This is a genomic window from Mesorhizobium sp. (assembly GCF_017306585.1).
GTDB lineage: Bacteria > Pseudomonadota > Alphaproteobacteria > Rhizobiales > Rhizobiaceae > Mesorhizobium.
Genome location: NZ_JAFKIC010000126.1, coordinates 17,291 through 42,932, shown reverse-complemented (window position 1 = coordinate 42,932; position 25,642 = coordinate 17,291). Strand labels below are relative to the sequence as shown.

21 protein-coding genes and 1 tRNA gene are annotated in these 25,642 nt (G+C 63.5%); 11 read left to right on the top strand and 11 right to left on the bottom strand.

Annotation, left to right across the window (positions count from 1 at the left end; all coding sequences use genetic code 11):
- Positions 1-36: 36 nt before the first annotated feature.
- Entirely contained in the window at positions 37-2,289 is a 2,253-nt protein-coding gene (gene parC, locus J0I79_RS11550) for a DNA topoisomerase IV subunit A (RefSeq protein WP_292857893.1), read from the bottom strand.
- A 340-nt stretch (positions 2,290-2,629) separates the two neighbouring features.
- Between parC and J0I79_RS11545 the strand changes: the two genes are divergently transcribed.
- A complete protein-coding gene (locus J0I79_RS11545; RefSeq protein ID WP_292857891.1) occupies positions 2,630-3,820 on the top strand; it encodes a hypothetical protein in 1,191 nt (396 codons plus the stop codon).
- 114 nt (positions 3,821-3,934) lie between these two features.
- On the opposite strand, the gene aspS is transcribed toward J0I79_RS11545, so the two are convergent.
- The gene (aspS, locus tag J0I79_RS11540; protein WP_292857926.1) at positions 3,935-5,725 is read right to left on the bottom strand and encodes an aspartate--tRNA ligase; all 1,791 of its coding nucleotides are present in this window, start codon (positions 5,723-5,725) and stop codon (positions 3,935-3,937) included.
- A 133-nt stretch (positions 5,726-5,858) separates the two neighbouring features.
- Positions 5,859-6,725 (bottom strand): LysR family transcriptional regulator, encoded by an 867-nt coding sequence (locus J0I79_RS11535; RefSeq protein WP_292857888.1) that lies wholly within the window; start codon positions 6,723-6,725, stop codon positions 5,859-5,861.
- Between the two features lie 109 nt (positions 6,726-6,834).
- Between J0I79_RS11535 and J0I79_RS11530 the strand changes: the two genes are divergently transcribed.
- The 3 genes from J0I79_RS11530 to rnd all read left to right on the top strand — a co-directional run bounded on the left by J0I79_RS11530 (position 6,835) and on the right by rnd (position 10,309).
- Complete coding sequence (locus J0I79_RS11530) at positions 6,835-7,761, top strand: DMT family transporter (protein ID WP_366014250.1); 927 nt, start codon at positions 6,835-6,837, stop codon at positions 7,759-7,761.
- 76 nt (positions 7,762-7,837) lie between these two features.
- Positions 7,838-9,082 carry an MFS transporter gene (locus tag J0I79_RS11525; RefSeq protein WP_292857882.1) on the top strand — a complete coding sequence of 415 codons (1,245 nt, stop codon included), beginning with the start codon at positions 7,838-7,840 and terminating at the stop codon, positions 9,080-9,082.
- Between the two features lie 75 nt (positions 9,083-9,157).
- Positions 9,158-10,309 (top strand): ribonuclease D, encoded by a 1,152-nt coding sequence (gene rnd, locus J0I79_RS11520; RefSeq protein WP_292857879.1) that lies wholly within the window; start codon positions 9,158-9,160, stop codon positions 10,307-10,309.
- A 58-nt stretch (positions 10,310-10,367) separates the two neighbouring features.
- On the opposite strand, the gene J0I79_RS11515 is transcribed toward rnd, so the two are convergent.
- Genes J0I79_RS11515 through guaB form a run of 3 tightly spaced genes read right to left on the bottom strand, consistent with a single transcriptional unit; the run spans position 10,368 to position 12,889 of the window.
- Positions 10,368-10,787 carry an MAPEG family protein gene (locus tag J0I79_RS11515; protein ID WP_292857876.1) on the bottom strand — a complete coding sequence of 140 codons (420 nt, stop codon included), beginning with the start codon at positions 10,785-10,787 and terminating at the stop codon, positions 10,368-10,370.
- Positions 10,788-10,812: 25 nt separating this feature from the next.
- Entirely contained in the window at positions 10,813-11,436 is a 624-nt protein-coding gene (locus J0I79_RS11510) for a hypothetical protein (protein ID WP_292857873.1), read from the bottom strand.
- Entirely contained in the window at positions 11,387-12,889 is a 1,503-nt protein-coding gene (guaB, locus tag J0I79_RS11505; RefSeq protein WP_292857870.1) for an IMP dehydrogenase, read from the bottom strand. Before guaB ends, J0I79_RS11510 begins: the two co-directional genes overlap by 50 nt.
- Here guaB and J0I79_RS11500 point away from each other — a divergent pair.
- Both J0I79_RS11500 and J0I79_RS11495 read left to right on the top strand, forming a co-directional pair.
- Entirely contained in the window at positions 12,876-13,043 is a 168-nt protein-coding gene (locus tag J0I79_RS11500; RefSeq protein ID WP_292857867.1) for a hypothetical protein, read from the top strand. The genes guaB and J0I79_RS11500 overlap by 14 nt on opposite strands.
- Positions 13,044-13,178: 135 nt before the next feature.
- A complete protein-coding gene (locus tag J0I79_RS11495; protein ID WP_292857864.1) occupies positions 13,179-14,597 on the top strand; it encodes an MFS transporter in 1,419 nt (472 codons plus the stop codon).
- Positions 14,598-14,707: 110 nt separating this feature from the next.
- Here the strand turns inward: J0I79_RS11495 and J0I79_RS11490 are convergent, their stop codons facing one another.
- Both J0I79_RS11490 and J0I79_RS11485 read right to left on the bottom strand, forming a co-directional pair.
- Positions 14,708-15,454 carry an RlmE family RNA methyltransferase gene (locus tag J0I79_RS11490; RefSeq protein WP_292857861.1) on the bottom strand — a complete coding sequence of 249 codons (747 nt, stop codon included), beginning with the start codon at positions 15,452-15,454 and terminating at the stop codon, positions 14,708-14,710.
- A gap of 25 nt (positions 15,455-15,479) precedes the next feature.
- A complete protein-coding gene (locus J0I79_RS11485) occupies positions 15,480-16,826 on the bottom strand; it encodes a Ppx/GppA phosphatase family protein (protein ID WP_292857858.1) in 1,347 nt (448 codons plus the stop codon).
- Positions 16,827-17,239: 413 nt separating this feature from the next.
- On the opposite strand from J0I79_RS11485, the gene J0I79_RS11480 reads away from it, so the two are divergent.
- From J0I79_RS11480 to J0I79_RS11465, 4 genes are all read left to right on the top strand, one after another.
- A complete protein-coding gene (locus J0I79_RS11480; RefSeq protein WP_292857855.1) occupies positions 17,240-18,172 on the top strand; it encodes a lysylphosphatidylglycerol synthase domain-containing protein in 933 nt (310 codons plus the stop codon).
- Positions 18,173-18,347: 175 nt separating this feature from the next.
- Positions 18,348-18,421: transfer RNA gene (locus J0I79_RS11475), tRNA-Gln, on the top strand.
- A 96-nt stretch (positions 18,422-18,517) separates the two neighbouring features.
- Complete coding sequence (locus J0I79_RS11470; protein ID WP_292857852.1) at positions 18,518-19,165, top strand: hypothetical protein; 648 nt, start codon at positions 18,518-18,520, stop codon at positions 19,163-19,165.
- Between the two features lie 29 nt (positions 19,166-19,194).
- Entirely contained in the window at positions 19,195-20,880 is a 1,686-nt protein-coding gene (locus J0I79_RS11465; protein ID WP_292857849.1) for a hypothetical protein, read from the top strand.
- A 47-nt stretch (positions 20,881-20,927) separates the two neighbouring features.
- On the opposite strand, the gene J0I79_RS11460 is transcribed toward J0I79_RS11465, so the two are convergent.
- Positions 20,928-21,614 (bottom strand): D-lyxose/D-mannose family sugar isomerase, encoded by a 687-nt coding sequence (locus tag J0I79_RS11460; protein WP_292857846.1) that lies wholly within the window; start codon positions 21,612-21,614, stop codon positions 20,928-20,930.
- Positions 21,615-21,802: 188 nt separating this feature from the next.
- On the opposite strand from J0I79_RS11460, the gene J0I79_RS11455 reads away from it, so the two are divergent.
- Positions 21,803-22,861, top strand: a complete 1,059-nt coding sequence (locus tag J0I79_RS11455; RefSeq protein WP_292857843.1) for a D-TA family PLP-dependent enzyme — start codon at positions 21,803-21,805, stop codon at positions 22,859-22,861.
- A gap of 3 nt (positions 22,862-22,864) precedes the next feature.
- On the opposite strand, the gene J0I79_RS11450 is transcribed toward J0I79_RS11455, so the two are convergent.
- Together J0I79_RS11450 and J0I79_RS11445 are read right to left on the bottom strand one after the other, a co-directional pair.
- A complete protein-coding gene (locus J0I79_RS11450) occupies positions 22,865-23,626 on the bottom strand; it encodes a heme ABC transporter permease (protein WP_292857840.1) in 762 nt (253 codons plus the stop codon).
- A 92-nt stretch (positions 23,627-23,718) separates the two neighbouring features.
- Positions 23,719-25,488 (bottom strand): glucan ABC transporter ATP-binding protein/ permease, encoded by a 1,770-nt coding sequence (locus J0I79_RS11445; RefSeq protein WP_292857837.1) that lies wholly within the window; start codon positions 25,486-25,488, stop codon positions 23,719-23,721.
- Between the last annotated feature and the right edge of the window lie 154 nt (positions 25,489-25,642).

Below are 25,642 nucleotides of genomic sequence, written 5' to 3'. Positions count from 1 at the left end.
GCCACCTTCTCCCACAAGGGGAGAAGGAAGAGTGCGCTATCCAAACTTGCCCGTTCTCGGGAAACCCTTGGGCACCATGCGTCCGGCGGAAGCACGGGCGCCGATCCATTCGGCCAGTTCCTCGCGCGACCTGACAAAGGTGCGGTCCGCGGAATCCTGCCAGGAGAGACCCGTCTCCAGCGTGAAAGGCTTGAGGTCGAGCAGGCCGCCATCCTTGTACTTCTGCAGCCGCACGCCCTTGCCCCGACCCATTTCCGGGATTTCGGAGAGCGGAAAGACCAGCATCTTGCGGTTCTCGCCGACGATGGCGAGGTGGTCGCCGTTGAGCGGCACACAGCGCTTGGCCTCGTCGGGCGCCTTGACGTTCATCACCTGCTTGCCCTTGCGGGTGTTGGCGACGACCTCCTCCTCCGGCGCGATGAAGCCGTTGGCGTCATGCGATGCGAGCAGCAGCTTGCGCTTTGGATCGTGGACGAAGGCGGTGACGATGTCCTGGTCGTTTTCCATGTCGACGATGATGCGGATCGGTTCGCCATGGCCGCGCCCGCCGGGCAGACGGTCGGCGCCGATGGTGTAGAACTTGCCGCCCGTGGTGAAGACCAGCACCTTGTCGGTGGTCTGGGCATGGAAGGCGAGCTTCAGGCTGTCGCCTTCCTTGAAGGTCAGCGCAGAGAGGTCGGCCAGATGACCCTTCATGGCCCGCAGCCAGCCCTTTTCCGAAACCACCACGGTGACCGGTTCGCGCTCGATCATGGCGTGCGCGATGTCGGTCAGGTCGTGTTCGGGCGCGTCGGCGAACTGGGTCCGGCGCTTGCCGAGTTCGGTCTCCGGACCGAATTTGTCGCGGACCTGGGAGACTTCCCACTTGATCGTCGACCACTGTTTGGCGTCGGAAGCCAGCAGCGCCTCGATCTGCTTCTTTTCGGTGGTGAGCCCGTCGAATTCCTTGCGGATCTCGAACTCCTCCAGCTTGCGCAAAGCGCGCAGGCGCATGTTGAGGATGGCCTCGGCCTGGGTGTCGGTGAGCGACCAGCGGGCCATCATGACCTGCTTGGGCTCATCCTCCTCGCGGATGATCTTGATCACCTCGTCGATGTTCAGATAGGCGATCAGGTAGCCGGCGAGGATTTCAAGCCGCCTTTCGATCTCGGCCAGGCGGTGCTTCGAGCGGCGGATCAGCACGTCGCGGCGATGGTCGAGCCATTCCTGCAGCACGCCCTTGAGCGACAGCACGTTCGGCACCTTGCCGCGCGACAGCACGTTCATGTTGAGCGGGAAGCGGCTTTCGAGCTCGGTCAGCTTGAAAAGCGATTCCATGAGGATGCCGGGATCGACGGTGCGGCTCTTCGGCACCAGCACGACGCGGATATCCTCGGCGCTCTCGTCGCGTATATCCTCCAGCAATGGCAACTTACGCGCCATCAGCAGTTCGGCGATCTTCTCGATCAACCGTGCCTTCTGAACGCTGTAGGGGATTTCGGTGACGACGATGCTCCAGGTGCCCCTGCCCTGGTCTTCCTGATGCCACTTCGCCCGGACACGGAAGCCGCCGCGCCCGGTCTCATAGGCTTCGAGGATGGAGGCGCGGCTGTCGACGATGATGCCGCCGGTCGGGAAATCCGGACCCTGGACGAACTCCATCAGCTTCGCGACCGGAGCGTCGCGATGCTCGATCAGGTGAAGGGCGGCGTCGCAAAGCTCGGCGGCGTTGTGCGGCGGGATCGATGTCGCCATGCCGACCGCGATGCCGGACGAGCCGTTGGCCAGGAGATTTGGGAAGGCGCCGGGGAGCACCACCGGCTCCTCGTCCTCTTCATTGTAAGTCGGCCGGTAGTCGACGGCGTCCTCGGTGATGCCGGCGAGAAGTTCGGTCGCCACATCGGTCATGCGCGCTTCGGTGTAGCGCATGGCGGCGGCGTTATCGCCGTCGATATTGCCGAAATTGCCCTGCCCGTCGACCAGGGGGTAGCGCATCGAAAAATCCTGCGCCAGACGCACCAGCGCATCATAGATCGACTGGTCTCCGTGGGGATGGAACTTGCCCATCACCTCGCCGACGATACGGGCGCATTTGGCGAAACCCTGGTCGGGATTGAGGCGCAGCAGGCGCATGGCATGCATGATGCGGCGATGGACCGGCTTCAGCCCGTCGCGAACGTCGGGCAGCGCCCGGTGCATGATGGTCGACAGCGCATAGGCGAGATAGCGCTCTTCCAGCGCCTTCTTCAGATCGACCGGTTCGATGTGATCGCCGCCGCCATCTTCAGGCGGCAAAAGCCTTTTTCCCATGGGCTGGAACTAGCCGAGTGGGTGATTCGCGGCAAGAGGCGCACGCCTTGCGCACTTGTTGGCTCGCCTGTTCTGCAACATGAAAGCGGAAGGCCGTGCCTGCCGGCCAACATCAGACTGTTACATGCCGCCTCTATTGGCAAGCGCATCGGCATCTGGGCGACCCGCTTCTTCATGACAAATTCACCGCTATGGACAATCGCACCCGGTTCGGGTTTGCCTTTCGCCGCGATTCTTGACCATTGTGACGGGTGCGCCTTTTTCCCGTCCAGTTCGTCACGGAATGGTGATGGCGCAAAGAATTGAAAAACAATTTCAGGACACTCTCAGGGACCTTGCGATGACAATCAAACGCTCAACTCTCACGAAATTCGCTTTTTCGACCTTCTTGCTCACATTGCCGCTGAACGCGGCCCTTGCCCAGGACGCCGCGGTCGCGGACCGTCTCAAGGCGGCACTGGCGGCTCAGGGCGTCGATATCTCCTGGACCGGCGTGACGGGCGACAACACCAGCATGGTGCTGCAGGGAGTCGCCATCAAGCCGGCGGCGGAAAAGGAAAGCCTGACGATCGGCGACGTCAAGCTCGAGAACATCACCGAGGCCAATGGCGGCTATGACATCGGCACCGTTTCGACCTCGGCCTTCGAGCACAGCAAGGACGGCGTCACCCTTAATCTCAGCCCGTTCGTCATCCACGACATGAGCGTACCGGCCGATGGCGCGACTGGCCCGCTCGGCTCGCTGATGATGTACAAGTCGGCCGAGCTCTCGAACATGACCGTCAAGGTCGCCGACAAGACCGCCTTCTCGATGGACGGGCTTGCCATCGAGATCACGCCGCCCGCCGACGGCAAGGCGATGGAATTCACCGGCGATACGGAAAAGTTCACCGCCGACCTCTCGCTGGTCGATGACCCGAAGTCGAAAGAAGTCATCAATGCGCTCGGCTACCAGAACATCTCCGGCAAGTTCGAGATGGCCGGCAACTGGCAGCCTTCGGACGGCAAGATGGAACTGTCGAAATATGACATCTCCGTCGAGAATGCCGGCACGCTCGGCATGACCTTCGACCTCGGCGGCTACACGATGGACTTCATCAAGTCGCTGCAGGAAATGCAGAAGAAGATGGCCGCGCAGCCGGAAGGCGCCGATAATTCGGCACAGGGCATGGCCATGCTCGGCCTGCTGCAGCAGCTTTCGTTCAACAGCGCCTCGATCCGTTTCGACGACGATTCGCTGACCGGCAAGGTGCTCGAATATGTCGGCAAGCAGCAGGGCATGTCGGCCAAGGACATCGCCAACCAGGCCAAGGCGATCGTGCCGTTCGGCATGGCGCAGCTCAACAATCCGGAACTGACGGCGCAGGTGACGGCGGCGGTCAGCAAGTATCTCGACGATCCGAAGAGCCTCGAAGTCTCGGCCGAGCCGCCGGCATCGGTGCCGTTCGCGCTGATCATGGCGGGCGCCATGTCCAATCCGCTCGACCTGCCGAAGACGCTCGGCGTGTCGGTCAAGGCGAACGAAGACTGATAGACGCCAACTCGATACGAAAAAGCCCGGCAGCGATGCCGGGCTTTTTGTTGGATTGTCGAATCAAACGAATCGGTTCGAGCCGTTTCCTGACTTACCGGACAAAGCCCCCGTTCAGGCGTCCTTCTTCATCGGCGCGACACGCAGCGCGAGATCGCGAAGCTGCTGCGGGGTCGCTTCCGACGGCGCGTTCATCAGCAGGTCGTAGGCCTGCTGGTTCATCGGGAACATGGTGATCTCGCGCAGGTTCTTGGCGCCGACCAGCAGCATCACGACACGGTCGATGCCGAATGCCGCGCCACCATGCGGCGGCGCGCCATACTGGAAGGCGCGGTAGAGGCCGCCGAAGCGCTCCTCGACCGTCTGGCGGTCCAGCCCGACCATCTCGAACGCCTTGACCATGGTTTCCGGCAGATGGTTGCGGATGCCGCCGGAGGCGATCTCGAAGCCGTTGCAGACGGCGTCATACTGGAACGCCTTGATGCTGAGCGGATCCTGGCCGTTGAGCGCATCGATGCCGCCTTGCGGCATGGAGAACGGGTTGTGGGCGAAATCGATCTTCTTCTCGTCCTCGTTCCATTCGAAGAACGGGAAGTCGACGATCCAGCACAGCTCGAAACGGTCGCGGTCGACGAGGTTCAGTTCCTCGCCGGCGCGGGTGCGCGCGGCACCGGCGAAAGAGACGAACTTCTTCGGGTCGCCGGCAACGAAGAAAGCGGCGTCGCCGTCGGCAAGGCCGAGCTGCTGGCGGATCGCCTCGGTGCGCTCCTCGCCGATGTTCTTGGCGAGCGGGCCGGCGCCCTCGAGCTTTTCGCCCTCCTTGCGCCAGAAGATGTAGCCCAGCCCGGGCTGCCCCTCGCCCTGCGCCCAGGAATTCATGCGATCGCAGAAAGCGCGGCTGCCGCCGGTCTTGGCCGGAATGCCCCACACTTCGGCCTTGGGATCGTTTGCCAGGATGTTGGCGAAAACCTTGAAACCGGAGTCGCGGAAATGGTCCGAGACCGCCTGCATGACGATCGGGTTGCGCAGGTCCGGCTTGTCGGAACCATATTTGCGCATGGCCACATCATAAGGGATACGCGGCCAGTCCCTGGTGACCGGCTTGCCGTTGGCGAAGGCCTCGAAGACCGAGGTCATCACCGGCGCCATGGTGGAGAGCACGTCATCCTGCTCGACAAAGCTCATTTCGAGGTCGAGCTGGTAGAATTCGCCGGGCAGACGGTCGGCGCGCGGGTCCTCGTCGCGGAAGCAGGGCGCGATCTGGAAATAGCGGTCGAAGCCCGACACCATGATCAGTTGCTTGTACTGCTGCGGCGCCTGCGGCAGCGCGTAGAAAGTACCGGGATGAATGCGCGACGGCACCAGGAAGTCGCGCGCGCCTTCCGGCGAGGAAGCCGTCAGGATCGGCGTCGAGAATTCGGTGAAGCCGACCTCGCCCATGCGCTTGCGCATCTCGGCGATGATTTTCGTGCGCGCCACGATGTTCTTGTGCAGCGTCTCACGGCGCAGGTCGAGGAAGCGGTACTTCAGCCTGATGTCCTCGGGATAATCCGGCTCGCCGAACACCGGCAGCGGCAATTCCTTGGCCGCCGACAGAACCTCGATCTCGCGGGCGAATATCTCGATCTCGCCAGTCGGCAGGTTGGCGTTGACCGTCTCGGGCAAGCGCGCCTTGACCTCGCCATCGACGCGGATGACCCATTCGCCGCGCACGGTCTCGGCGACCTTGAAGGCCGGCGAATCGGGATCGGCGACGATCTGGGTCAGGCCGTAATGGTCGCGAAGGTCGATGAACAGCAGGCCGCCATGGTCACGCACGCGATGCACCCAGCCCGACAGGCGAACGGAATTGCCGACGTCGCCCTTTCTCAACTGGGCACAGGTATGGCTACGGTAACGGTGCATGGTCATGAGTAAAAGTCCGGGATGCTGGGTTGTGCGCCGAAACATGAAGCCCGGCCCAAAATTTGCGCGAAAAGCGCATGGGAGGCCGGATTTGTCAAGGCGACGACGGCAGCATAGCGGTTCTGCGGACGACCTATGAACCCAAGGCCGACAGCCGAAGGCGGTTTGCGAGTTGATCGACGACCAGTGCAACGCCCGCGGAAGCTGCTTCGGCGCGATGAAGACGTATCTCGGCTCCCGGCAGCAGCGGCATATCCAGGCCGGGATGCACGCCGCGCAGACCGGGCGCGAGCATACTGCCTTTGACCACGGTGACCGCAAGGCCCTGCTCGACGATTGCTTCCGTGGCGGCGAGGCTCGGACTGACATAGGCCAAACGCCAGGCCCGGCCTGCCTTGTTGAGAGCCGCGATCGCCCAGGCGCGAAACAGGCAATCGGGATCCGACAAGGCAACGGGCAGCGGGTCGAGCTCCTCGACGGCATGGGCCCTCGCCGCCGCCCAGATCGCCCTTTCACGGCATATCAGTTCACCCCCCGACGAGCCTTCCGGATGCATGGCGATCACCGCGTCGAACGACGAACCGAGGCGTTTCAGGAGCCGTGCGGTAAGTCCGATCTCCATGTCGACCTGCACCAGGGGAAATCGCCCGGCAATGTCGGCGAGAAGGCGCGGCAGGATCTTGGTGCCGTAATCCTCCATGACCCCGATGCGAACGTGCCCGGAGACGCGCTGACTGGAGACACGCGCAACCGCCTGCTCGTTGAGGGCAAGGATACGCCGGGCGTCGATCAGAAACCCCTCTCCGGCGGCCGTGAGTTCAACACGAGCTGTCGAACGATGGAACAAGGCGATCTCGAGGCGCTCCTCGAGACGTTTCACTTGCAGGCTGACGGTGGCCTGCGTTCGATTAAGCTGCTCGGCGGCCCGCGTGAAGGACAGGCGCTCGGCGACAACGACGAAGGCTCGCAGCAGCTCCGGATCGAGGCTGGGTATGCTCATAGTGAAACCTTATCAAGCTCATTGAACTTATTCGATTCCTTTCTGGCCGCCCCACCGATATCGCTGGTCCCGGACTTACAGGTCAGGAACCATGGAAACTCTGGGAATATTGGCGGCGATTCTCTCCAGCGCTCTTGGGGGTACCGCCGTTGGCGCGACACGATATCTGGCAGGCCGGCTCGATCCGCTCACGATCGGCGCGATCCGGTTTGGCGGCGGATTTCTCGTGCTCGCCGCCGTGGCGCTGGCGCGCCGCGATACCTGGCCGCCGATGCGCGACTGGCCCGGCGCTGGTGCCTTGGGTGTCCTGTTCTTCGGGTTGTTTCCGGTGTTGTTCAACGCAGCGCTTGTCTACACGACCGCCGCGCGTGGAGCCCTGGCGCTGTCCACACTGCCTCTGCTCACCATGATTGCCGGAGCGGTTCTGCGGGTCGAGCCGCCGACCGCGCGCAAGATCACCGGCGTCCTGATCGCCATGGGCGGGGTAGCGATCGCCCTCGGCACAAGCCTGGCATCCGCGCCGCAGGGGGCGTGGCGCGGAGACCTGCTCATGGTGGCGGCCGCGTTGTGCATGGCGCTCTACAATGTCTGGTCGCGACCATTTCTGTCCCGGACCGCGCCCATCCCGTTCGTGGCGTTCGGCATGGGCGTGGGCGCGGTCTGCCTGTCCGCCCTGGTGGCTTCAAGCGGAGGCTTCGCGCGGCTTGCCACGTTTGGCATACCTCAGTGGATAGCGGCCGGATACCTGGCCATTATCTGCGGCGCCCTCATCTTCTTCCTCTGGGCATTCGCGCTGCGACGCGCGGCGCCGACGCTGGTTGCCGTTTCCGTCGCGGTCAATCCGATAACCGCATCGATCTTCGGCGTCTTCTTCCTGGGCGAGCAGGTGAGCGCGAAGCTGATTGTCGGGCTTGTCGCGGTTCTGTCCGGCATTGCAGTCGCATCGGGAGCAACGGGATTGTTTGGCTCAGGACGGCGCGAAGCCGGCGCCCGTCATCCCGTGCCGAAGCCTGGCGGATACACCGATACCGATTGATCTCCGCCCCGATTTGTTGCTGGCATTGACCAGGCCGATGGTTCAAGAAGGGATCACCGTTATGTGATTGCCTTTCATGTCCTCCATCCGCCCGTTGATCCCTCTCCTTCTCGCCGCGGGCATATTGCTCGGCGGCAATGGATTGCAGGGCACGCTGATCGCCCTGCGCGGTGCGCAGGAAGGGTTTTCCCCCTCCGACATCGGCCTGATGGGCACGTTCTATTTCGCCGGCTTCCTGCTCGGTTGTCTGGCGATCACCCGCATCATGAAGGCGGTCGGCCATATCAGGGCGTTTTCGGCATTGGCGGCGATCGCCTCGGTCGGCACGCTGCTTCTGGTGCTGGTGCTGGATCCGGTGATGTGGTGCGCGGTGCGCTTTGCCGGCGGTTTCTGCTTCGCCGGGCTGTTCACCATCGTCGAAAGCTGGCTGAATTCAGGCGTCACCAACAAGGACCGTGCCCGCGTGCTGGCGATCTACCGGATGGTGGATACGGGATCGGTTACCGGCGCACAGTTCCTGATCCCCGTTTTCGGAGCCGGCGGCTTCACCATCTTCGCCATCATGTCGATCATGATCACGCTGTCGCTGGTGCCGGTTTCGCTCGGCGACCGCTCCAACCCGACGCCGCCGGAAGAGGTCAAGCTCGACCTGGCGCGCGTCTGGCGGATATCGCCGCTCGGCTGCTTCGGCTGCATTGCCGTCGGCGTCACCAACAGCGCGTTCCGCACCTTGTCGCCGGTCTATGCCGAACAGATCGGCATGTCGGTCGCCGATGTCGTCACTTTCGTCAGCGTCGGCATTTTCGGCGGCGCCATCATCCAGTATCCGCTCGGCTACCTCTCGGACCGCTGGGACCGGCGCCGGGTGCTGCTGATGACGACATGCGGCGCCATGCTGGCGGCGCTGGCGCTGGCGTTCATCGCCGGCAGCAATCCGATGCTCAATTTTACCATCGTCTTCCTCTTCGGCTGTTTCGCAATGCCGCTCTATTCGCTGTCGGCGGCGCATTCCAACGACCGTGCCGACACGGGCGAGTTCGTTCTGATCAACGCTGCGCTGATGCTGTTTTACTCGTTCGGCGCCATTGGCGGGCCATTCGCGGCCTCCACGGCCATGCAGTATTTCGGGCCGAGCGCGCTCTTCGTGTTCAGCGCCATCGTCTATGCAATCTTCATCGCCGTCATCGTCTACCGCATGCGGGCGCGTTCCGGCGTGCCTGCGGGCAAGCGCAGCCGCTTCACGGCGCTGCTGCGCACCTCGACCGTTTTCGCGCGGCTGGCCAGAAGAAACAGTGATCCGGACGGGCCGGAGAGGTCTTGAGAGGCGAGCCACAGCTTGACGAAAGCCTTTCCGGCTGAAATCTAGGAAGACCCTACTCCTGCCAAAAGCGATTTGATGCACGTCATCACCACCCAGAAAGAACTCGAGACCGTTCTCGCCGCTTTCGAAAAGTCGAGTTTCGTTACCGTCGACACCGAATTCATCCGCGAAACGACCTTCTGGCCAATCCTGTGCCTGATCCAGATGGCCGCCCCCGGCGTCACGGCGCTGATCGATCCGCTGTCACCGGACATCGACCTCGCCCCCTTCTTCAGGCTGATGGCCAATGAAGCGGTGGTGAAGGTATTCCATGCCGCGCGGCAGGACATCGAAATCATCGTCCACCTCGGCGATCTCGTTCCACACCCTGTTTTCGATACGCAGGTGGCGGCGATGGTGTGCGGCTTCGGCGACAGCGTTTCCTACGATCAGCTGGTGCAGCGCGTCACCGGCGCGCGGCTCGACAAGTCGTCACGCTTCACCGACTGGCGCCACCGGCCGCTTTCCGACAAGCAGCTCGACTATGCGCTGGCCGACGTCACCCATCTGATCGAGGTCTATCAGCACCTCAGCGCCGAGCTGGCGCGCGAAAACCGTGCTCACTGGCTGAACGAAGAAATGGACGTCCTGACCTCGCGCGAGACCTATGATCCTCATCCGGAGGATGCCTGGAAGCGGTTGAAGATGCGGCTGCGCAAGCCGCAGGAACTGGCGATCGTGCAGGCGGTGGCGGCCTGGCGCGAGCGCGAGGCGCGCGAACGCGACGTGCCGCGCGGCCGCGTGCTCAAGGACGACGCGATCTACGAGATCGCGCAGCAGGCGCTGCGCGACGCTGCGGCACTCGGCAAATTGCGCACCACGCCAAAGGGCTGGGAGCGCTCTTCCACGGCGACAGCGCTGCTGGTGGCCGTCAACACCGCGCTCTCGCTGCCCAAGGACCAGATGCCGAAACTGCCGAAGAATTTCCAGCCTCCGGAAGGATCGAGCGCGGCCGCGGAACTTTTGAAGGTGCTGCTCAGGATCATTGCTGAAAAGCAGGGCGTGGCCTCGAAAGTCCTGGCCTCCAGCGACGACATCGACCGCATCGCCGCCGAGGGCGAGGAGGCGGATGTTCCGGCTCTGCAAGGCTGGCGACGCGCGGTCTTCGGCGAACAGGCGCTGAAGCTGGTGCGTGGCCAGATCGGCATCAAGTTCGACAAGCGCAAGATCGCGGTGTTCGATCTATAGCGCCTGCCTCTCCCTTCTACGGTTATTGCTGGAGAAGGGAACCAGCCGTGGCGTTCCCTCAGACCGCGCCAAGCAGATGCAGCGCGAACCAGATCCAGCCAAGCAGGATGATGACCGCGCCGACGAAAAAGGACCGGCTGCGCAGCAAGAGATCGTTGCTGGTCAGGTGGACCCAGGCGTGGAAATAGCGCGAGGCGACGAAAATCCACATCAGGGCCAGCGTCAGATAGTTGACGCCGTTGGTCATGTGCAGCGTCAGGCAAAGCGCATAGAAGAGCACCGGCAGTTCGAACTGGTTGCTGAGATTGCTGGCGACGCTGACGCAGGAGGCCGGTTCGGTCGAGCGCGCCTTGTACTGGCTGACCTTGGCTTCGCCCGACTTGACGGCGACATATCTGCGGCGGCCCAGCACCGCATAGACGATATAGATCAGCAGCACATGCGCCAGCATTGGCCAGAAGATCGTTGTCTGGTTCATGAAATCTCCCCTGCCCTGTCAGGCCTCAAGCCTGGCTTTTCTGGCTCACCAGCCAGAAGACCACAATGACGGCCACCGGGATGACGAGAAGCGCGAATTTGGTGACGATCAGGGCCGAAGCGAAAGACAGCGAATCCGGATTGGCCGACAGGAAATCCGACAGGAGCCGCGCCACGGCAAGGTTTTCGGCATAGTCCGCGATCATGTAGGGCAAGACCAGAACCAGGGCGAAGATCGACTGCGCCTGCGGCGGCAGCACGCGGAAATTCTTCAGCCGCCGACCGGTTGCCAGGATCAGGCTGACCAAAGTCAGCGACAGCAATGCCGGGAACAGGAGATCGAAGGTCAGATAGTGCCAGACAAGAATGATCTCGCCGCCGCGCCGGCCAAGCGCTGTCAGCCAGGCCATGCCTTCGTCGGGTGTGAAGCCGAAATAGCGCATGTCGAGCGACGGCAGGCCGCCGCTCAACTGGCGGAAATAGAAGAACTCCAGCAGCGTCATGGCGATGAACACCGCCGCCGACAGGAAACACAAGGCGCCCGCGTGGCGCGACAGCCGCAGGACCGTCGCCGTCAGGCTCCGCCCAAGCCCGTATTGATCAGGCTCCGCCGGGATAGTTCGGGCTTTCGCGGGTAATCGTGACGTCATGGGCGTGGCTTTCACGAAGTCCGGCATTGGATATGCGCACAAAGGTGGCGCGTTCGCGGAAATCGGCAAGGTCGCGGCCACCGACATAACCCATAGCGGCTTTCAGGCCGCCCGCAAGCTGGTGCAGCACGCCAGACACAGGTCCTTTGTAGGGAACCTGCCCTTCGATGCCTTCCGGCACCAGTTTCAGCGTGTCGCGGACCTCGGCCTGGAAGTAGCGATCGGCCGAGCCGCGCGCCATCGCGCCGACCGAGCCCATGCCGCGATAGGCCTTGAAGGAGCGGCCCTGGTGCAGATAGACCTCGCCCGGGCTCTCATCGGTACCGGCGAGCAGCGAGCCGATCATGGCCGCACTGGCGCCGGCGGCGAGCGCCTTGGCCAGATCGCCGGAATATTTGATGCCGCCGTCGGCAATCACCGACGCTCCTGATTTGTGGGCGGCTTCTACCGCCGACATGATGGCCGAAAGCTGTGGCACGCCGACGCCCGCAACGATGCGGGTGGTGCAGATGGATCCCGGACCGATGCCGACCTTGACGGCATCGGCGCCGGCGTCGATCAGCGCTTTCGTGCCTTCGGCGGTCGCGACATTGCCGGCCAGGATGCGGACCGAATTGGAAAGCTTCTTGGCGCGCGTCACGGCATCCAGCACACGCTGCGAATGGCCATGCGCGGTGTCGATGACGAGAAGGTCGACGCCGGCCTCGATCAGCCGCTCGGCGCGCTCGAAGCCGTCATCGCCGACGCTGGTGGCGGCGGCGGCACGCAGGCGCCCCTGCGCATCCTTGGTGGCATGCGGGTTGAGCTGCGACTTCTCGATGTCCTTGACGGTGATCAGGCCGACGCAATTGCCCTTCTTGTCGACGACGACAAGCTTTTCGATGCGGTGCTGGTGCAGAAGCCGCTTGGCCTCGTCCTGGTCGACATTCTCCTTGACCGTGATCAGGTTCTCACGCGTCATCAATTCATAGACCTTCTGCGCCGGGTCGGAAGCAAAGCGCACGTCGCGATTGGTCAGGATGCCGACCAGACGTCCGGTCTTGTGTCCGCCCGTGCCGCCATTCTCGACCACCGGAATGCCCGAGATCGAATAGGTGCGCATCAGCGAAAGCGCGTCTGCGAGCGTGGCGTCGGGGCCGATGGTGACAGGGTTGACCACCATACCGGATTCGAATTTCTTGACCTGGCGCACCTGCTCGGCCTGTTCGGCCGGCGAGAAATTTCGATGAATAACGCCGATGCCGCCGGCCTGCGCCATGGCGATGGCCAGGCGCGCTTCTGTCACAGTGTCCATGGCCGCCGACAGGATCGGCACGTTGAGATCTATGTCCCCGGCGATGCGGGTGCGAATATCGGTCTGGCCCGGCATGACTTCGGAATGGCCGGGCTGCAGCAGCACGTCGTCAAAGGTCAGCGCCAGTGCGCCGGTGGACGTTTCGATGATTTTTGCCATAGCCAGTCCTTTGAATGCGGAAAAGCGCTGGACCGGGATGGGCAGCGCCGACTCTCATCTTCCCTTTCAGGATTGGCGCTGGCTGGTACCACGTCGCGGCGCCGATGAAAAGCCGATGATTGCGGGGATTCACCAAGTATGGGGTTTATCCTGACGGACGCCACCACGGGTTGCGGTCGCACAAAAGTGACAGCAAATTAATGCGACATCGCAACAAAGCCGTGATAACCGCCTCTCATATCGGCCCGCCTCCCGGCCGACGACAAGATTTGAAGCCTGGACGCGTTCGTTGAACCGCATCATTCCGCTCATACTGGCGGTCGCTCTTTTCATGGAGAACATGGATTCGACCGTCATCGCGACATCGCTGCCGGCGATCGCGGTCGATATCCAGACCAGCCCGATCGCACTGAAGCTGGCGCTGACCGCTTATCTGGTGTCGCTGGCGATCTTCATCCCGATCAGCGGCTGGATGGCGGACCGCTTCGGCGCCAAGAACGTCTTTCGCGCCGCGATCGCGGTGTTCATCGTCGGCTCGGTCGCCTGCGCCTTCTCCGGCTCGCTGCCGGCCTTCGTGGTGTCGCGTTTCCTGCAAGGCATTGGCGGCGCGATGATGACCCCTGTCGGACGCTTGGTGCTGGTGCGGGCGACGCCCAAGAGCGATCTGGTCGCCGCAATGTCATGGCTGACGGTTCCGGCGTTGGTCGGTCCGCTTGTCGGGCCGCCGATCGGCGGTTTCATCACCACCTATTTTACCTGGCACTGGATCTTCCTGATCAATGTGCCGATCGGCCTGATCGGCATCTGGCTGGCGACCCGTTTTCTGCCCGAAACCGAATCGATGGAAACGCCGCCGCTCGATTTTATCGGCTTCGTGCTGAGCGGACTGGCCGCATCCGGCGTCGTCTTCGGCCTGTCGGTGGTCAGCCTGCCCTATCTACCGCCGGCGACGGGCTTCATCACCGTGGCCGTCGGGGTGGTGTCGGGCGCGCTCTACCTGATGCATGCGCGCCGCGCCAGGAATCCGCTGCTTGCGCTCGAACTGTTCCGCAACCAGGTGTTCCGCTCATCGGTGCTCGGCGGCTCGCTGTTTCGCATCGGCATCGGCGCGGTGCCGTTCCTTTTGCCGCTGATGTTCCAGATCGGCTTCGGCCTCACGCCGTTCCAATCCGGCATGATCACCTTCGTCTCGGCCGTCGGCGCGATCGGCATGAAGTTCGTCACGGCGCTGATTTTCCGGCTGGCCGGCTTCCGCCGGGTGCTTATCCTCGGCTCGCTGGTTGCCGCAGCCTCGATCGCCATTTACGGGCTGTTCACGCCCGACACGCCCTACGTGCTGATGCTTGCGATCCTGCTGGTCGGCGGCTTCATCCGCTCCATGTTCTTCACCGGCGTCAATGCGCTTTCCTATGCCGAGGTTTCGGCCGAGGATACCAGCAAGGCGACGCCGATCACGGCCGTCTTCCAGCAGCTCTCGATCGCGCTCGGCGTGGCGCTGGCCGGCGGCATCCTGGAAGTCTCGACGTCGATCCATGGCGGGCCGTTGCGGCTCGCCGACTTCCATATCGCCTTCTTCATCGTGGCGGCGGTGTCGGCGGCGGCGTCGCTGTCGTTCATGCGGCTGGCGCCCGATGCCGGCAACGCGGTGTCTGGACATGGCCGGTTGACGACACCCAAGACGCTGGAACCGAGTGGCGCCGGGAAGTGAGGACGGCTTTTCCTTCTCCCCTTCTGGGAGAAGGTGGAGCGGCGCGAAGCGCCGAGACGGATGAGGGGTGTTCCAGGGAATACCAACGCCTCACTCCGCTGGAACACCCCTCATCCGTCGCCTTCGGCGACACCTTCTCCCACAAGGGGAGAAGGAGGAGCGCGCCCTTTGAAGTCTTTCGCCAACAAGTAAAGCTCCACCGACTCATCGCGCGATGCCGGCGGCTTGACGTGGTGGACCGAACGGAAATTCTTCTTCAGCATCGAAAGCAGCTCGTTTTCGGCGCCGCCCTGAAACGTCTTGGCCAGGAAATGCCCGCCCGGCTTCAGCACCGACACCGCGAAATCGGCCGCCACTTCGCACAGATGCATGGTGCGGATGTGGTCGGTGCGCTTGTGGCCGGTGGTTGGCGCGGCCATGTCCGACAGCACGACATCTGGATCGCCGCCAAGCGCCTCGGACAGCTTTTGCGGCGCATCCGCGTCGAGGAAATCCATCAGCAGGACCGGCGCGCCGGGCACGGCGTCCATTTCGAGATAATCGATACCGACGACATGCGGGTTTTCCGCCGTCGATTTCGTGCGCGCGGCCGCGACCTGGCACCAGCCGCCGGGAGCAGCACCCAGGTCGATAACCTTCATGCCGGGCTTCAGGAGGTGGTGCTTGTCGTCGATCTCGATCAGCTTGTAGGCGGCGCGCGAACGGTAGCCGTCGGCCTTCGACCTCTGGACATAGGGATCGTTGATGTGGCGCTGCAGCCAGCGGCGCGACGATTCCTTGAGGCCGCTTTTCTTCTTGATCCGCGTCTTCAGCACGCGAATGCCGGCGGAACCCGGCTTTTCCGGTTTCTTGGTCATCGGCTGGTTTCTTGTTCGAGCATGATCATGCCCTGCCTCGCCCGTCGTTGCGCCAGACGCCGTCGTCGGCCATCAGTTCGCTCAATATGCCTTCGCGCAAGCCCCGGTCGGCGACGCGCAGCCGCTCCGAAGGCCAGACGGCGCGGATCGCTTCAAGGATAGCGCAGCCCGCCAGCACCAGGTCGGCGCGATCGGCGCCGATGCAGGGATTGGCGCAGCGCTGCTGGAAATCCCAGCCGACCAGCCTTTCAACCATGCGGTCGACGCTGTCGCGGTCCATCCACAGGCCGTCGACGCGGCGGCGGTCGTAGCGGTCGAGATCGAGATGGACACCGGCAAGCGTCGTCACCGTGCCGGAAGTGCCCAGCAGATGGAAGTTGGGGCTGGCCTTGAGGTGACTCAGCCGGTCGCGCCCGTCGAAACCGGCCAACCGGCCCGCGACGTCGTCGACCATCGCATTGAAGATCTCGCGCGTCACGGTGCGGCCGCCGAAGCGTTCGGCCAGCGAGACGACGCCGACCGGCAGCGAGGTCCATGAGACGATGTGGTTGGCAAGCCTTGGCGACCGGCGCCCGGTCAGGTCGATGAGCGCGATTTCGGAGGAGCCGCCGCCGATGTCGAACAGCACGACGCCTTGTGTGTCGCGCTCGACCAGCGAGCCGCAGCCGGAAACGGCGAGACGCGCCTCCGTCTGGCGGTCGATGATTTCGAGCTTCAGGCCGGCCTCGCGTTCGACGCGCTCCAGGAATTCGACGCCGTTCGCCGCCGAGCGGCAGGCCTCGGTGGCGATCAACCGCGCCTTCCTGATCTTGCGGCCGCGCAATTTGTCGCCGCAGATCTTCAGCGCCTCGACGGCCCGGTCCATCGCCGGCTGACCGAGCCGGCCATTGGCGGTGAGCCCCTCGCCCAGCCGCACGATGCGCGAAAAGGCATCGATGACGCGGAACTGTCCGTGACGTGTCGGCACCGCGACCAGCAGCCGGCAATTGTTAGTACCGAGATCGAGAGCCGCGAAGACTGGAAGCTCGTGCACGGGCGGGCGCCGCGCGCCTTGTTCCGGACGCGATGCCGGAGCGGTGATCGAGATTGCCGGAGTCTGCGCCTGCTTCAGATCCGGGCTGGCGGGTTTACCCGATGCCGGAGACCGATTCCCCTCGGGGCGCGCCTCATCGCGCGCGAAAACCTTGCGCCCGCGCCTTCGCTTGCGCCGCTTCTTGGGCTTGCCCTTCTGGGACGCGTCGCCCGCCTGTCCATTGGCGGAGCGTGGCTCCGGCGGACGGCGCTGCTGCCAGTTCCCCTGGCCTGAAGAGCCTGGGGAAGCGCTGGACGCGCCTACCTCCGGCGCGCCGGCGCCGGTGTCGCGGTCTTCCACTGTCGTTCCTTCCAGCGCCGCGCGAACCGGTAAAGGACGCTGCAGGCGCTTCAGTGTTTTAAGTTGCGGTCAGACTAACAGTGCCGCGCCCGATCACCAAGAGCGCCGCGTGCGAATTTTGCCGGCAGGGCCGGGGAAACCGCATCGGGGCCGGCGCACGTAATGTATCGGCAAGCCTGGATTGCTAGCGCAACATGATGAACATTCCCGTTTCAAAGCAGGCGGCATCACGGCCTGCCGGCGCTTTTGGGACCATGCCAGTGCCGGCAAACCGGCTCCGACCTCAGGCGCGACAAGTGTTCGCGGTTGAATAGCCGGCTTCGATGAGGCATTCCTGAAATGAAGTGGGGAATCCGGGGCACCAGGCCTCTCGACAGAAAAGGAAGCGGGCACGAACGCATGGCAGTCAGGCAATGAACTGGAGACGCTATTTCTGGCCGGTCGTCGGCATCGCCGCGGTGATCTTCTCGCTGCTCCTGCTCTGGCATGAATTACGCGGCATTTCGCTTGACGATGTCTGGGACGGGCTGGCCGCCATCCCAACGCGCGGCTGGATCCTCGCGGCGCTGAGTTCCGTCGTCGCCTACGCCGCGCTGGCCGGCTACGACCACATCGCGCTTCTGCATATCGGCAAGCGGGTGTCGTGGCTGTTCGTGACGCTCTGCTCCTTCACCACCTATGCGCTGTCGCACAATATTGGCGGTTCGGTGTTTTCCGGGGCCGTCATCCGCTACCGCGCCTATGGCACAAGGGGGCTGAGCGGCCAGGATGTCGGCGTGCTGGTGGCGATCTGCTGGATCACCTTCGTGCTGTCGACGATCATGGCCGCGGGGCTGGTGCTGGTGTTCGAGCCCGAGATCATCGATCGCTTTTCGGGTATTGCCCATCATGGCCTGTCGGAGGCGGCGGGCCTTGCCATGCTGCTGATCGTCGCCGCCTATGTCTTCGGCAGCTGGCTGCATCTGCGGCCGCTCAAGATCGCCAGTTTCCAGATCCACTACCCGGCGCTGCCGATCGTGGCGCGGCAGTTGCTGATCGGCCCGATCGAACTGCTGGCGGCGGGTGCCATCATCTTCTTCGCCCTGCCCGAGGCGAACAACCCCGGCTATTTCGTCGTGCTCGGCGTCTTCCTCGTCGCCTTCTCGGTGGCGCAGATCTCGCACGCGCCCGGCGGACTTGGCGTGTTCGAAGTGGTATTCCTGGCCGGACTTTCCGACATGGCTCCGGTGGGCGTGCTGGCGGCGCTACTGGTGTTCCGGTTGTTTTATCTCATCATCCCGCTGATTCTCGGCCTGGGCGTCGTGCTGTTCTTCGAGCGATCGCAGTTCAGCAGGAAGCAGAGTTGAGGCACTGGTCGGATTTGCGAACTGTGCGCCCGGTATCCGGAACGGGTTCGCAAACCGGCCGCGAAAACCTTGAGATTGAACCGCAAAGCAGGCTTGACTATTTTCCGCTGGCGGCTACAAGGCAGCGCTCAAGCGGCTCAGCCGTTCGGCCCGCGCGGTTCATGACCGCGCTTGCTGGGGAATAGGTTAACGGTAGACCCACGGACTCTGACTCCGTTAGTCCTGGTTCGAATCCAGGTTCCCCAGCCAAAATTTCAACAGCAAAATAATGATTTAACGGGGAAATTAGCCCTGTTCCATTGTGCATCGCCTATGCTTACCGAGAATCCCGCGCGAGGCAGCGTCATGCCCACTGACAGCCAGTACATTCTCGAAAGCATCCGCCAGGGTTGCGTGACGCTCGCCGATGACGAGTTCGTCATCGACAGGCTGGTGAAATATACGGGCAATGGCAGGATCCGCTGGCACGTCGAATTTCGCGGGCATCGCGTCGAGTTCACCACCGGCCAGATCAAGAAGCAGCCGACTTTCCGCAGAAAGATACTCGAACAGGCCGGCGTGCTGCCGTCGCAACGCAGCGGAGCCGACTACAGGCGATGGGCACTCGATTTGAGGAAGAGTGCCATCGAGCTTCCCTGGCGGGACAGGCCGGTCGACAGCGGTTTCGCCATCGACCGCATCACCAGCCATGGGAATGATCGCTGGATGGTTGAATACCAGGGCAAGGCCATCAAGTTCACGACGACCAAACTTCGCCGGCAAGTCAGTTTCCGCAAGCGCATGCTGGCCAAGGCGAAGGTTCTGCCGCCCCAACTGGATGCGGCTGCCTATCGCAAGTGGATGGATTGGCTTCTTCAAAACGCCGTCGAGATTGAGCCGCAGGCCGGCGACGCCGGGATGACAGAGAAAAGCTGGCTCGACGACCTGCCGGAGCTGGCCGGATGGCAAAATGAGGTGCCACTTGGGAGAACAGCCGGTGGCGATGATATCTAAGACAACCGTCCAAAATTGAACGAGACTCCATGGACCGCTTCGATCTCGGCACCTACCGCCGCACCATTTCCACCCCTTCAGCCGAGACCCAGCGCTGGTTCGATATCGGGCTCAACTGGTGCTACGGCTTCAACCACGAGGAAGGCATCAAGTGCTTCGAAAAGGCGCTGGAAACCGACCCTGATTGCCCGATGGTCCATTGGGGCATCGCCTATGCCGCCGGGCCTTTCTACAATCTGACCTGGAAGGAGCATGGCGAGGCAGAGGCCAACAGCGCGACGAAGCGCTGCTTCGAGCATGTGCAACTCGCGCGGGCGAACGCGGCTTGCGCCAGCGATGTCGAACGGCACTTGATCGAGGCGCTGGCCAGCCGGTTCCAGCAGCCGCATCGGGTGAGCCCGCAGGAATTCGAGCAGTGGGACGACGCCTACGCGGCGGCGATGCGGCAGGTCTACCAAAGCTTTCCCGACGATCATGATGTGATGGCGCTGCTGGTCGAGGCGCTGATGATGCGCACGGTGCGGCGGCTGTGGAACCTCAAGACCGGAGCGCCGGCGCCGAACTCGGATGTGCTGGAGGCGCTCGACGTCTGCGAGCGCTCGATCCGGCTTGCAGACGCGGCCGGCATCGCGCAGCATCCGGCGATCCTGCACCTTCACATCCATCTCCTGGAAATGTCGACCCAGCCGGAGCGCGGCCTGCGCTCGGCGGCAATGCTGGGTGAGATGTGCCCCGATGCCGGGCACATGAACCACATGCCGGGCCACATTTACGTGCTGTGCGGCGAATATGAAAAGGCCAAGCTCGCCAGCGAGAAGGCGGTGCGCGCCAACGATCTCTATCTCGCCTATGCCGACGAGCCGACCTATTACCTGCTCGGCTGCTGCCACGACCTGCATTTGATGATGTTCACCTGCATGTTCCTTGGCCAGCACAGGCCGGCGCTGTGGGCCGCCGACAAGGTGCGCGGGCTGGTTACGCGCGACGTGGTTGCCCTGCCCGACCGGCCAAAGCTTACCCAGACCGTGGAAGGCTATCATGCGATGAAATCGCATGTGCAGGTGCGTTTCGGCCGCTGGCGGGAGATCATTGAAGAACCGGCGGTCGCGGAACCAGGCCTCTATGTGCTGACGGCCGCCATGCAGCATTACGCCAAGGGTGTTGCGCATGCGACGCTAGGGCAGTTCGCCGAGGCCGAGCGCGAGCGCGAACGGTTCCATCGGCATGTGGCGGGCATTCCGGCTGAACGGCGTTTTCTCAGCAATCCGGCTCGCGCTTCGCTGGCCGTGGGCGCAGCCCTGCTCGACGGCGAACTCGCCTACCATCAGGGCCGGCACGAGGAGGCCTACGCCCATCTGCGGCAAGCGGTCGAACTGGACGATAACCTCTCCTACACCGAGCCATGGGCGTGGATGCATCCGCCGCGCCATGCTCTGGCGGCGCTGCTTCTCGACCAGGGTCACGCCGGGGAGGCCGAGCAGGTGTACCGCCACGATCTGGGCTTGAGCGGCAAGGTGCAGCGCTGCGCGCAACATCCGGACAATGTCTGGGCGCTGCACGGGCTGGTGGAATGTCTGAGGCGACGCGGCGGGAGCGAAGAGCTGCCGACTTTGCAGACAAAACTTGCCACAGCGATGGCCAAGGCGGATGTGCCGATCAGCTCATCCTGCTTGTGCCGGACGAGCGTGCAATCAGCGGCAAGCTGCTGTCATTGAGGTGACGCCGGCCTCGGCGGACCGGCGCATGTATTCGGGCGCCTGAACTAGGCCAGCCACTTCTCGTAGTCCGCCACCAGCAGATGCATGGGGGCGACGTCCTCGTCGATGTTGGAGAAGCGGCCGATCGGCTCGCGGAAGACATTGTCGGTGAGATCGTCGTTGACGGTCGAGACTTCGCCGATCAGCACGTCCTTGCCTTCGGCCCAGAAGGCGTGCCACACGCCGGGCAGCAGCGTGACGCTCTGGCCTGGATCGAGCTTCAGCAGGCCACCCGCCGGCAGCCTGTGGATGGTTCCATCTACCGGCACCGACACTTCGGCCTTGGGATCGATGCCGCCGTCGCGGTCGTGCATGAACAGTTCAAGCACAAGTTTGCCGCCGCCGCGGTTGATGATGTCCTCGGCCTTGATGTTGTGGCGGTGCATCGGCGACAGCTGGTCCTTGCGCGAGATCATGATCTTCTCGGCGTAGAGCATGCCCATCCCCTTCTTCATGTCCTCGTAGCGGCCGTTGCGCACCGTGAACAGAAACAGGCCGAGCTCCTTGAATTTCTCCTGGCCGTAATCGGTGATGTCCCAGCCGAGACGCGAGGTGTAGATGGCCGAGGAATCGACCTGGCGCGCCTTCATCTCTTCAGGCGACCAATAGGCGAAGGGTGGCATGATGTAGCCGAACGAGCGGATGAAAGCGTCGGCTTCGCGGATGATGTCGTTGATGGCGGAGCGTTTCATGATCGTGACCCTCGTGTCGATTTGTCTGGTAAATCCGCATAGCCGAACACGGGTTCGGTGTCGATCCATGCGCCCGCCGGGCCTGCGTTTGCAACGCGAACCCATGGCCTACAGCTCCGCGTCTGTGGCCACGTGACATCGCCGGCTTTGAGGCTCATAACGCCAGCGAGTTTTCACAGGGACAGCCGATGCAGACGATCCACGACCTCGATACGCCGTCGATCCTGATCGACGCCGCTCGCGCCGAAGCCAACATTGCCCGCGCGCAGGCGCATGCCGACCGGAACGGACTGAAGCTCAGACCGCATATCAAGACGCACAAGTTGCCCTATTGGGCAAAGAAGCAGATGGCCGCCGGTGCGGTCGGCATCACCTGCCAGAAGATCGGCGAGGCCGAGGTGATGGCGGACGCCGGGCTGACCGATATTTTTCTGCCCTACAACATCCTTGGCCGCGCCAAGCTGGAACGGTTGAAGGCGCTGCACGGCCGCGTCACCCTGTCGGTGACGGCGGACAGCAAGGAAACGCTGGAAGGGCTCGCGGCCACGTTCACCGATACCGGCCATCCCTTGTCGGTGCTGGTCGAATGCGACACCGGCATGGGCCGTTGCGGCGTACAGACGACCGATGAGGCGGTGGCGCTGGCAAAGGTGATCGACAAGGCAAGCGGCCTCACCTTCGGGGGGCTGATGACCTATCCGGCCGCTGGCCGCGCGGCGGAAGCAGAAAGCTGGCTGGCCGGTGCAAAGCAGGCGCTGGCTGCCTCGGGGCTCGCCTGCGAGCGCGTCTCCAGCGGCGGCACGCCCGACATGTGGCGTTCCGCCGACACGTCAGTCGTTACCGAATACCGCCCAGGCACCTACATCTATCTCGACCGCTACCAGGTCGCCAAGGGCGTCGGCACTCTGGACCATTGCGCGCTGACGGTGCTGGCGACGGTCGTCAGCCATCCCACACCCACCCGCGCCATTCTGGATAGCGGCAGCAAGGCGCTGTCCTCGGACACGCTGGGACTGAAGGATTTCGGCGAACTGCTCGGCGTTCCCGGCGCGCTGGTCACGGGCCTCAGCGAGGAGCATGGCACGGTCACGCTTTCGGACAACGCAGGACTGCGCATCGGCCAGCGCGTGCGCGTGGTGCCCGACCATTGCTGCGTGGTGACGAACCTCTTCAATGAGGTCAACCTGATCGACGGCGACAAGGTCGTGGAAACGCTGCCGGTGGCCGCACGGGGACTGATGGGCTGAGCCTCAGGCCGGCCTTTCGGCCTGGCGCGCCGCCACCCGCCGCATGGCGATAATCCGGCGGCGGCGGATCTCGGTGCGCATGGCCATCAGGTGCAAGGCGAAGAACAGCACCGTGAAGCCGACAGCCATCACCAGCAGCGGCCATAGCAGGCTGGGGTCGATGGTCGGGCCGTCCATGCGAAACACAGAGGCCGGCTGGTGCAGCGTGTTCCACCAGTCGACCGAAAATTTGATGATCGGGATGTTGATGAAGCCGACCAGCGTGATGATGGCGGCAGCCCAGGCGGCGCGGCTTGCGTCATCGAGCGCGCGGGTCAGCGCGATGATGCCGAGATACATCAGGAACAGCACGAAGACCGAGGTCAGGCGCGCATCCCACACCCACCAGGTGCCCCACATCGGCTTGCCCCAAATCGAGCCGGTGATCAGCGCCAGCGCCGTGAACACGGCGCCGATGGGCGCGGCCGACTTCAGCGCAACATCGGCCAGCGGATGGCGCCAGACCAGCGTGCCGAGCGCCGAAACCGCCATCAGCGAGTAGCACATCATGGCGAGCCAGGCGAAAGGCACGTGGATGTACATGATGCGGACCGTGATGCCCTGCTGGAAGTCCTCCGGCGCGGTGAAGCTCATATAGAGCCCGGCCGCCAGGATGAGCGTGGCGAGCGAGGCCAGCCACGGCACGAGCCTGTCGGCCAGCGCCACGAACCGTGTCGGGTTGGCAAGGTCGGCCCAGCCGGTGAGACGTGAAGTCGTATCGCTCATGCGGCCTTACATAGACCGGCAGCGTATGTTCGGCAATCGAGGGAGTAAGGCGATCTCCTTCTCCCAGATGGGAGAAGGAGATCGCTGTTCAATCAGGCTGCTTCGTTGACCGAACGGCTGAGGCGGCGGACTTCCTCGTCATTGAGCAAGCCGCCGGCGCGCAGCAGGCTGGCGAAGCGGCCATTGCGCAGCGACAGCTCGGCGAAGCCGCCCATCTCGACCACCTTGCCCTTGTCCATGAACACGACCAGGTCGGCGTCGCGCACGGTGGTCAGGCGGTGGGCGATGATGAAGGTGGTGCGGTCGCGCCGCAGCTCGTCGATCGCTTCCTTGACGCGGTCCTCGGTTTCGACGTCGAGCGCACTGGTCGCCTCGTCGAGCACCAGGATCGGCGCATCCTTGAGCACGGCGCGCGCGATGGCGATGCGCTGGCGCTCGCCGCCCGACAGCTGGCCGCCGCGTTCGCCCACCACCGTATCATAGCCATTGCTCTTGGCCAGGATGAAGTCCTGCGCGGCGGCGGCGCGGGCAGCGGCGTGCACCTCATCATTGGTTGCGTCGGCGCGGCCGACCCGGATGTTGTCCTCGATCGAGCGGTTCAGAAGCCCGGCATCCTGGAACACGGTGGCGATCGAATGGCGCAGCGACTTGCGGGTCACGGTGCGGGTGTCGATGCCGTCGATCAGGATCCGGCCGCTGGACGGCGAGAACACGCGCTGCAAGAGATTGATCAGCGTGGTCTTGCCAGCACCGGTCGGTCCGACGATGGCCACGGTCTGGCCGGCCTGGACCTCGAAGGAGACGTCGCTGACGCCCTGCCCCGAATTGGCGAATTCGAAGCTCACATCCTCGAAACGGACATGGCCGGTGACGTTGGTGAGATCGCGCAAGCCATCCGGCTCGGCGGCGTCGGCGGCCGAATCCTCGAGCTTGTAGAACTCCTCGAGCTTGGCGCGGGCTTCCGAGATCTGGTTGGCGAAAGCCGACATCTGGTCGAGCCGCGAGATCAGCAGCGTGGCGAAGCCGGTGAAGGCGATGACGTCGCCGACACGCAGCTGGCCGTGGGTGACCAGATAGGCGCCGATCAGCAGCACCACCATCATCGAGATCGTCGACGACAGGCGGTTGAGCGCATTGGCGATGGCCCACCAGTCGAGCACGGGGTTCTGGGCATCGAGCAGGTTCTTGACGTAGCGGCGCAGCGTCTCGGCCTCATAGCCCAGACGGTTGTAGCTCTGCAGGACGGCGACGTTGCTGACGGAGTCCGTCACATGCGCGAACACCTTGTGGTAGTGGCGCTCGACCGCGGCCTGACCTTCCTTGGTGCGCTTCATCACCAGGCGGCCGATGCCGACATAGAGCACGCCGAGCCCGAGCAGGACCATCGACATGCGCACGTCCATGCTGAGCGCCGTCGGAACCAGCAGGACAAGCGCAACGGCCGTGGAAAGATGCTGGCGCATGAATTCGAGCCAGAGGCTGAACAGCGTCTCGACAGCGCGCAAAAGGGTATGAAGGGCATTGGAGGTGCCGCGCTGGTGGTGCCAGGCGAGCGGCATGGTGATCACGCGCTCAAAGGACTCACACAGCACTTCGCTGCGCCGCGCATGGGCAAAACGGTCGGCGCCACGCGCTACCAGCACGAAGGCGACGACGTTGAAAGCGCCGAGGCCGGCCCACAGTGCGAGCGTCGAGAAAACGGACCCGTTCGTGGAAATCGCGTCGATCACCCGGCCGAACAGGATCGGCTCGACGATGGCGATGGCGGCAAGGGCGACGTTGGCCGCACAAATCAGCGCGACGCGCTTCTTGTCGGCGGCCAGATAGCCCAGCGCTCTCCAATAGATCTGCAGAAGTGACACTTCAGCTACTCCGCCAACTCTATATTGTGCTCAATACCAGTATTGTGCACTGCACCATTTCCCGACACGTAACGGTTGATGCGTCGCAAAACAATGCCCGTCTATCCCTTCCGTTCCCATTTAGCGAACAAAAGATGACGACGATACGAAATCT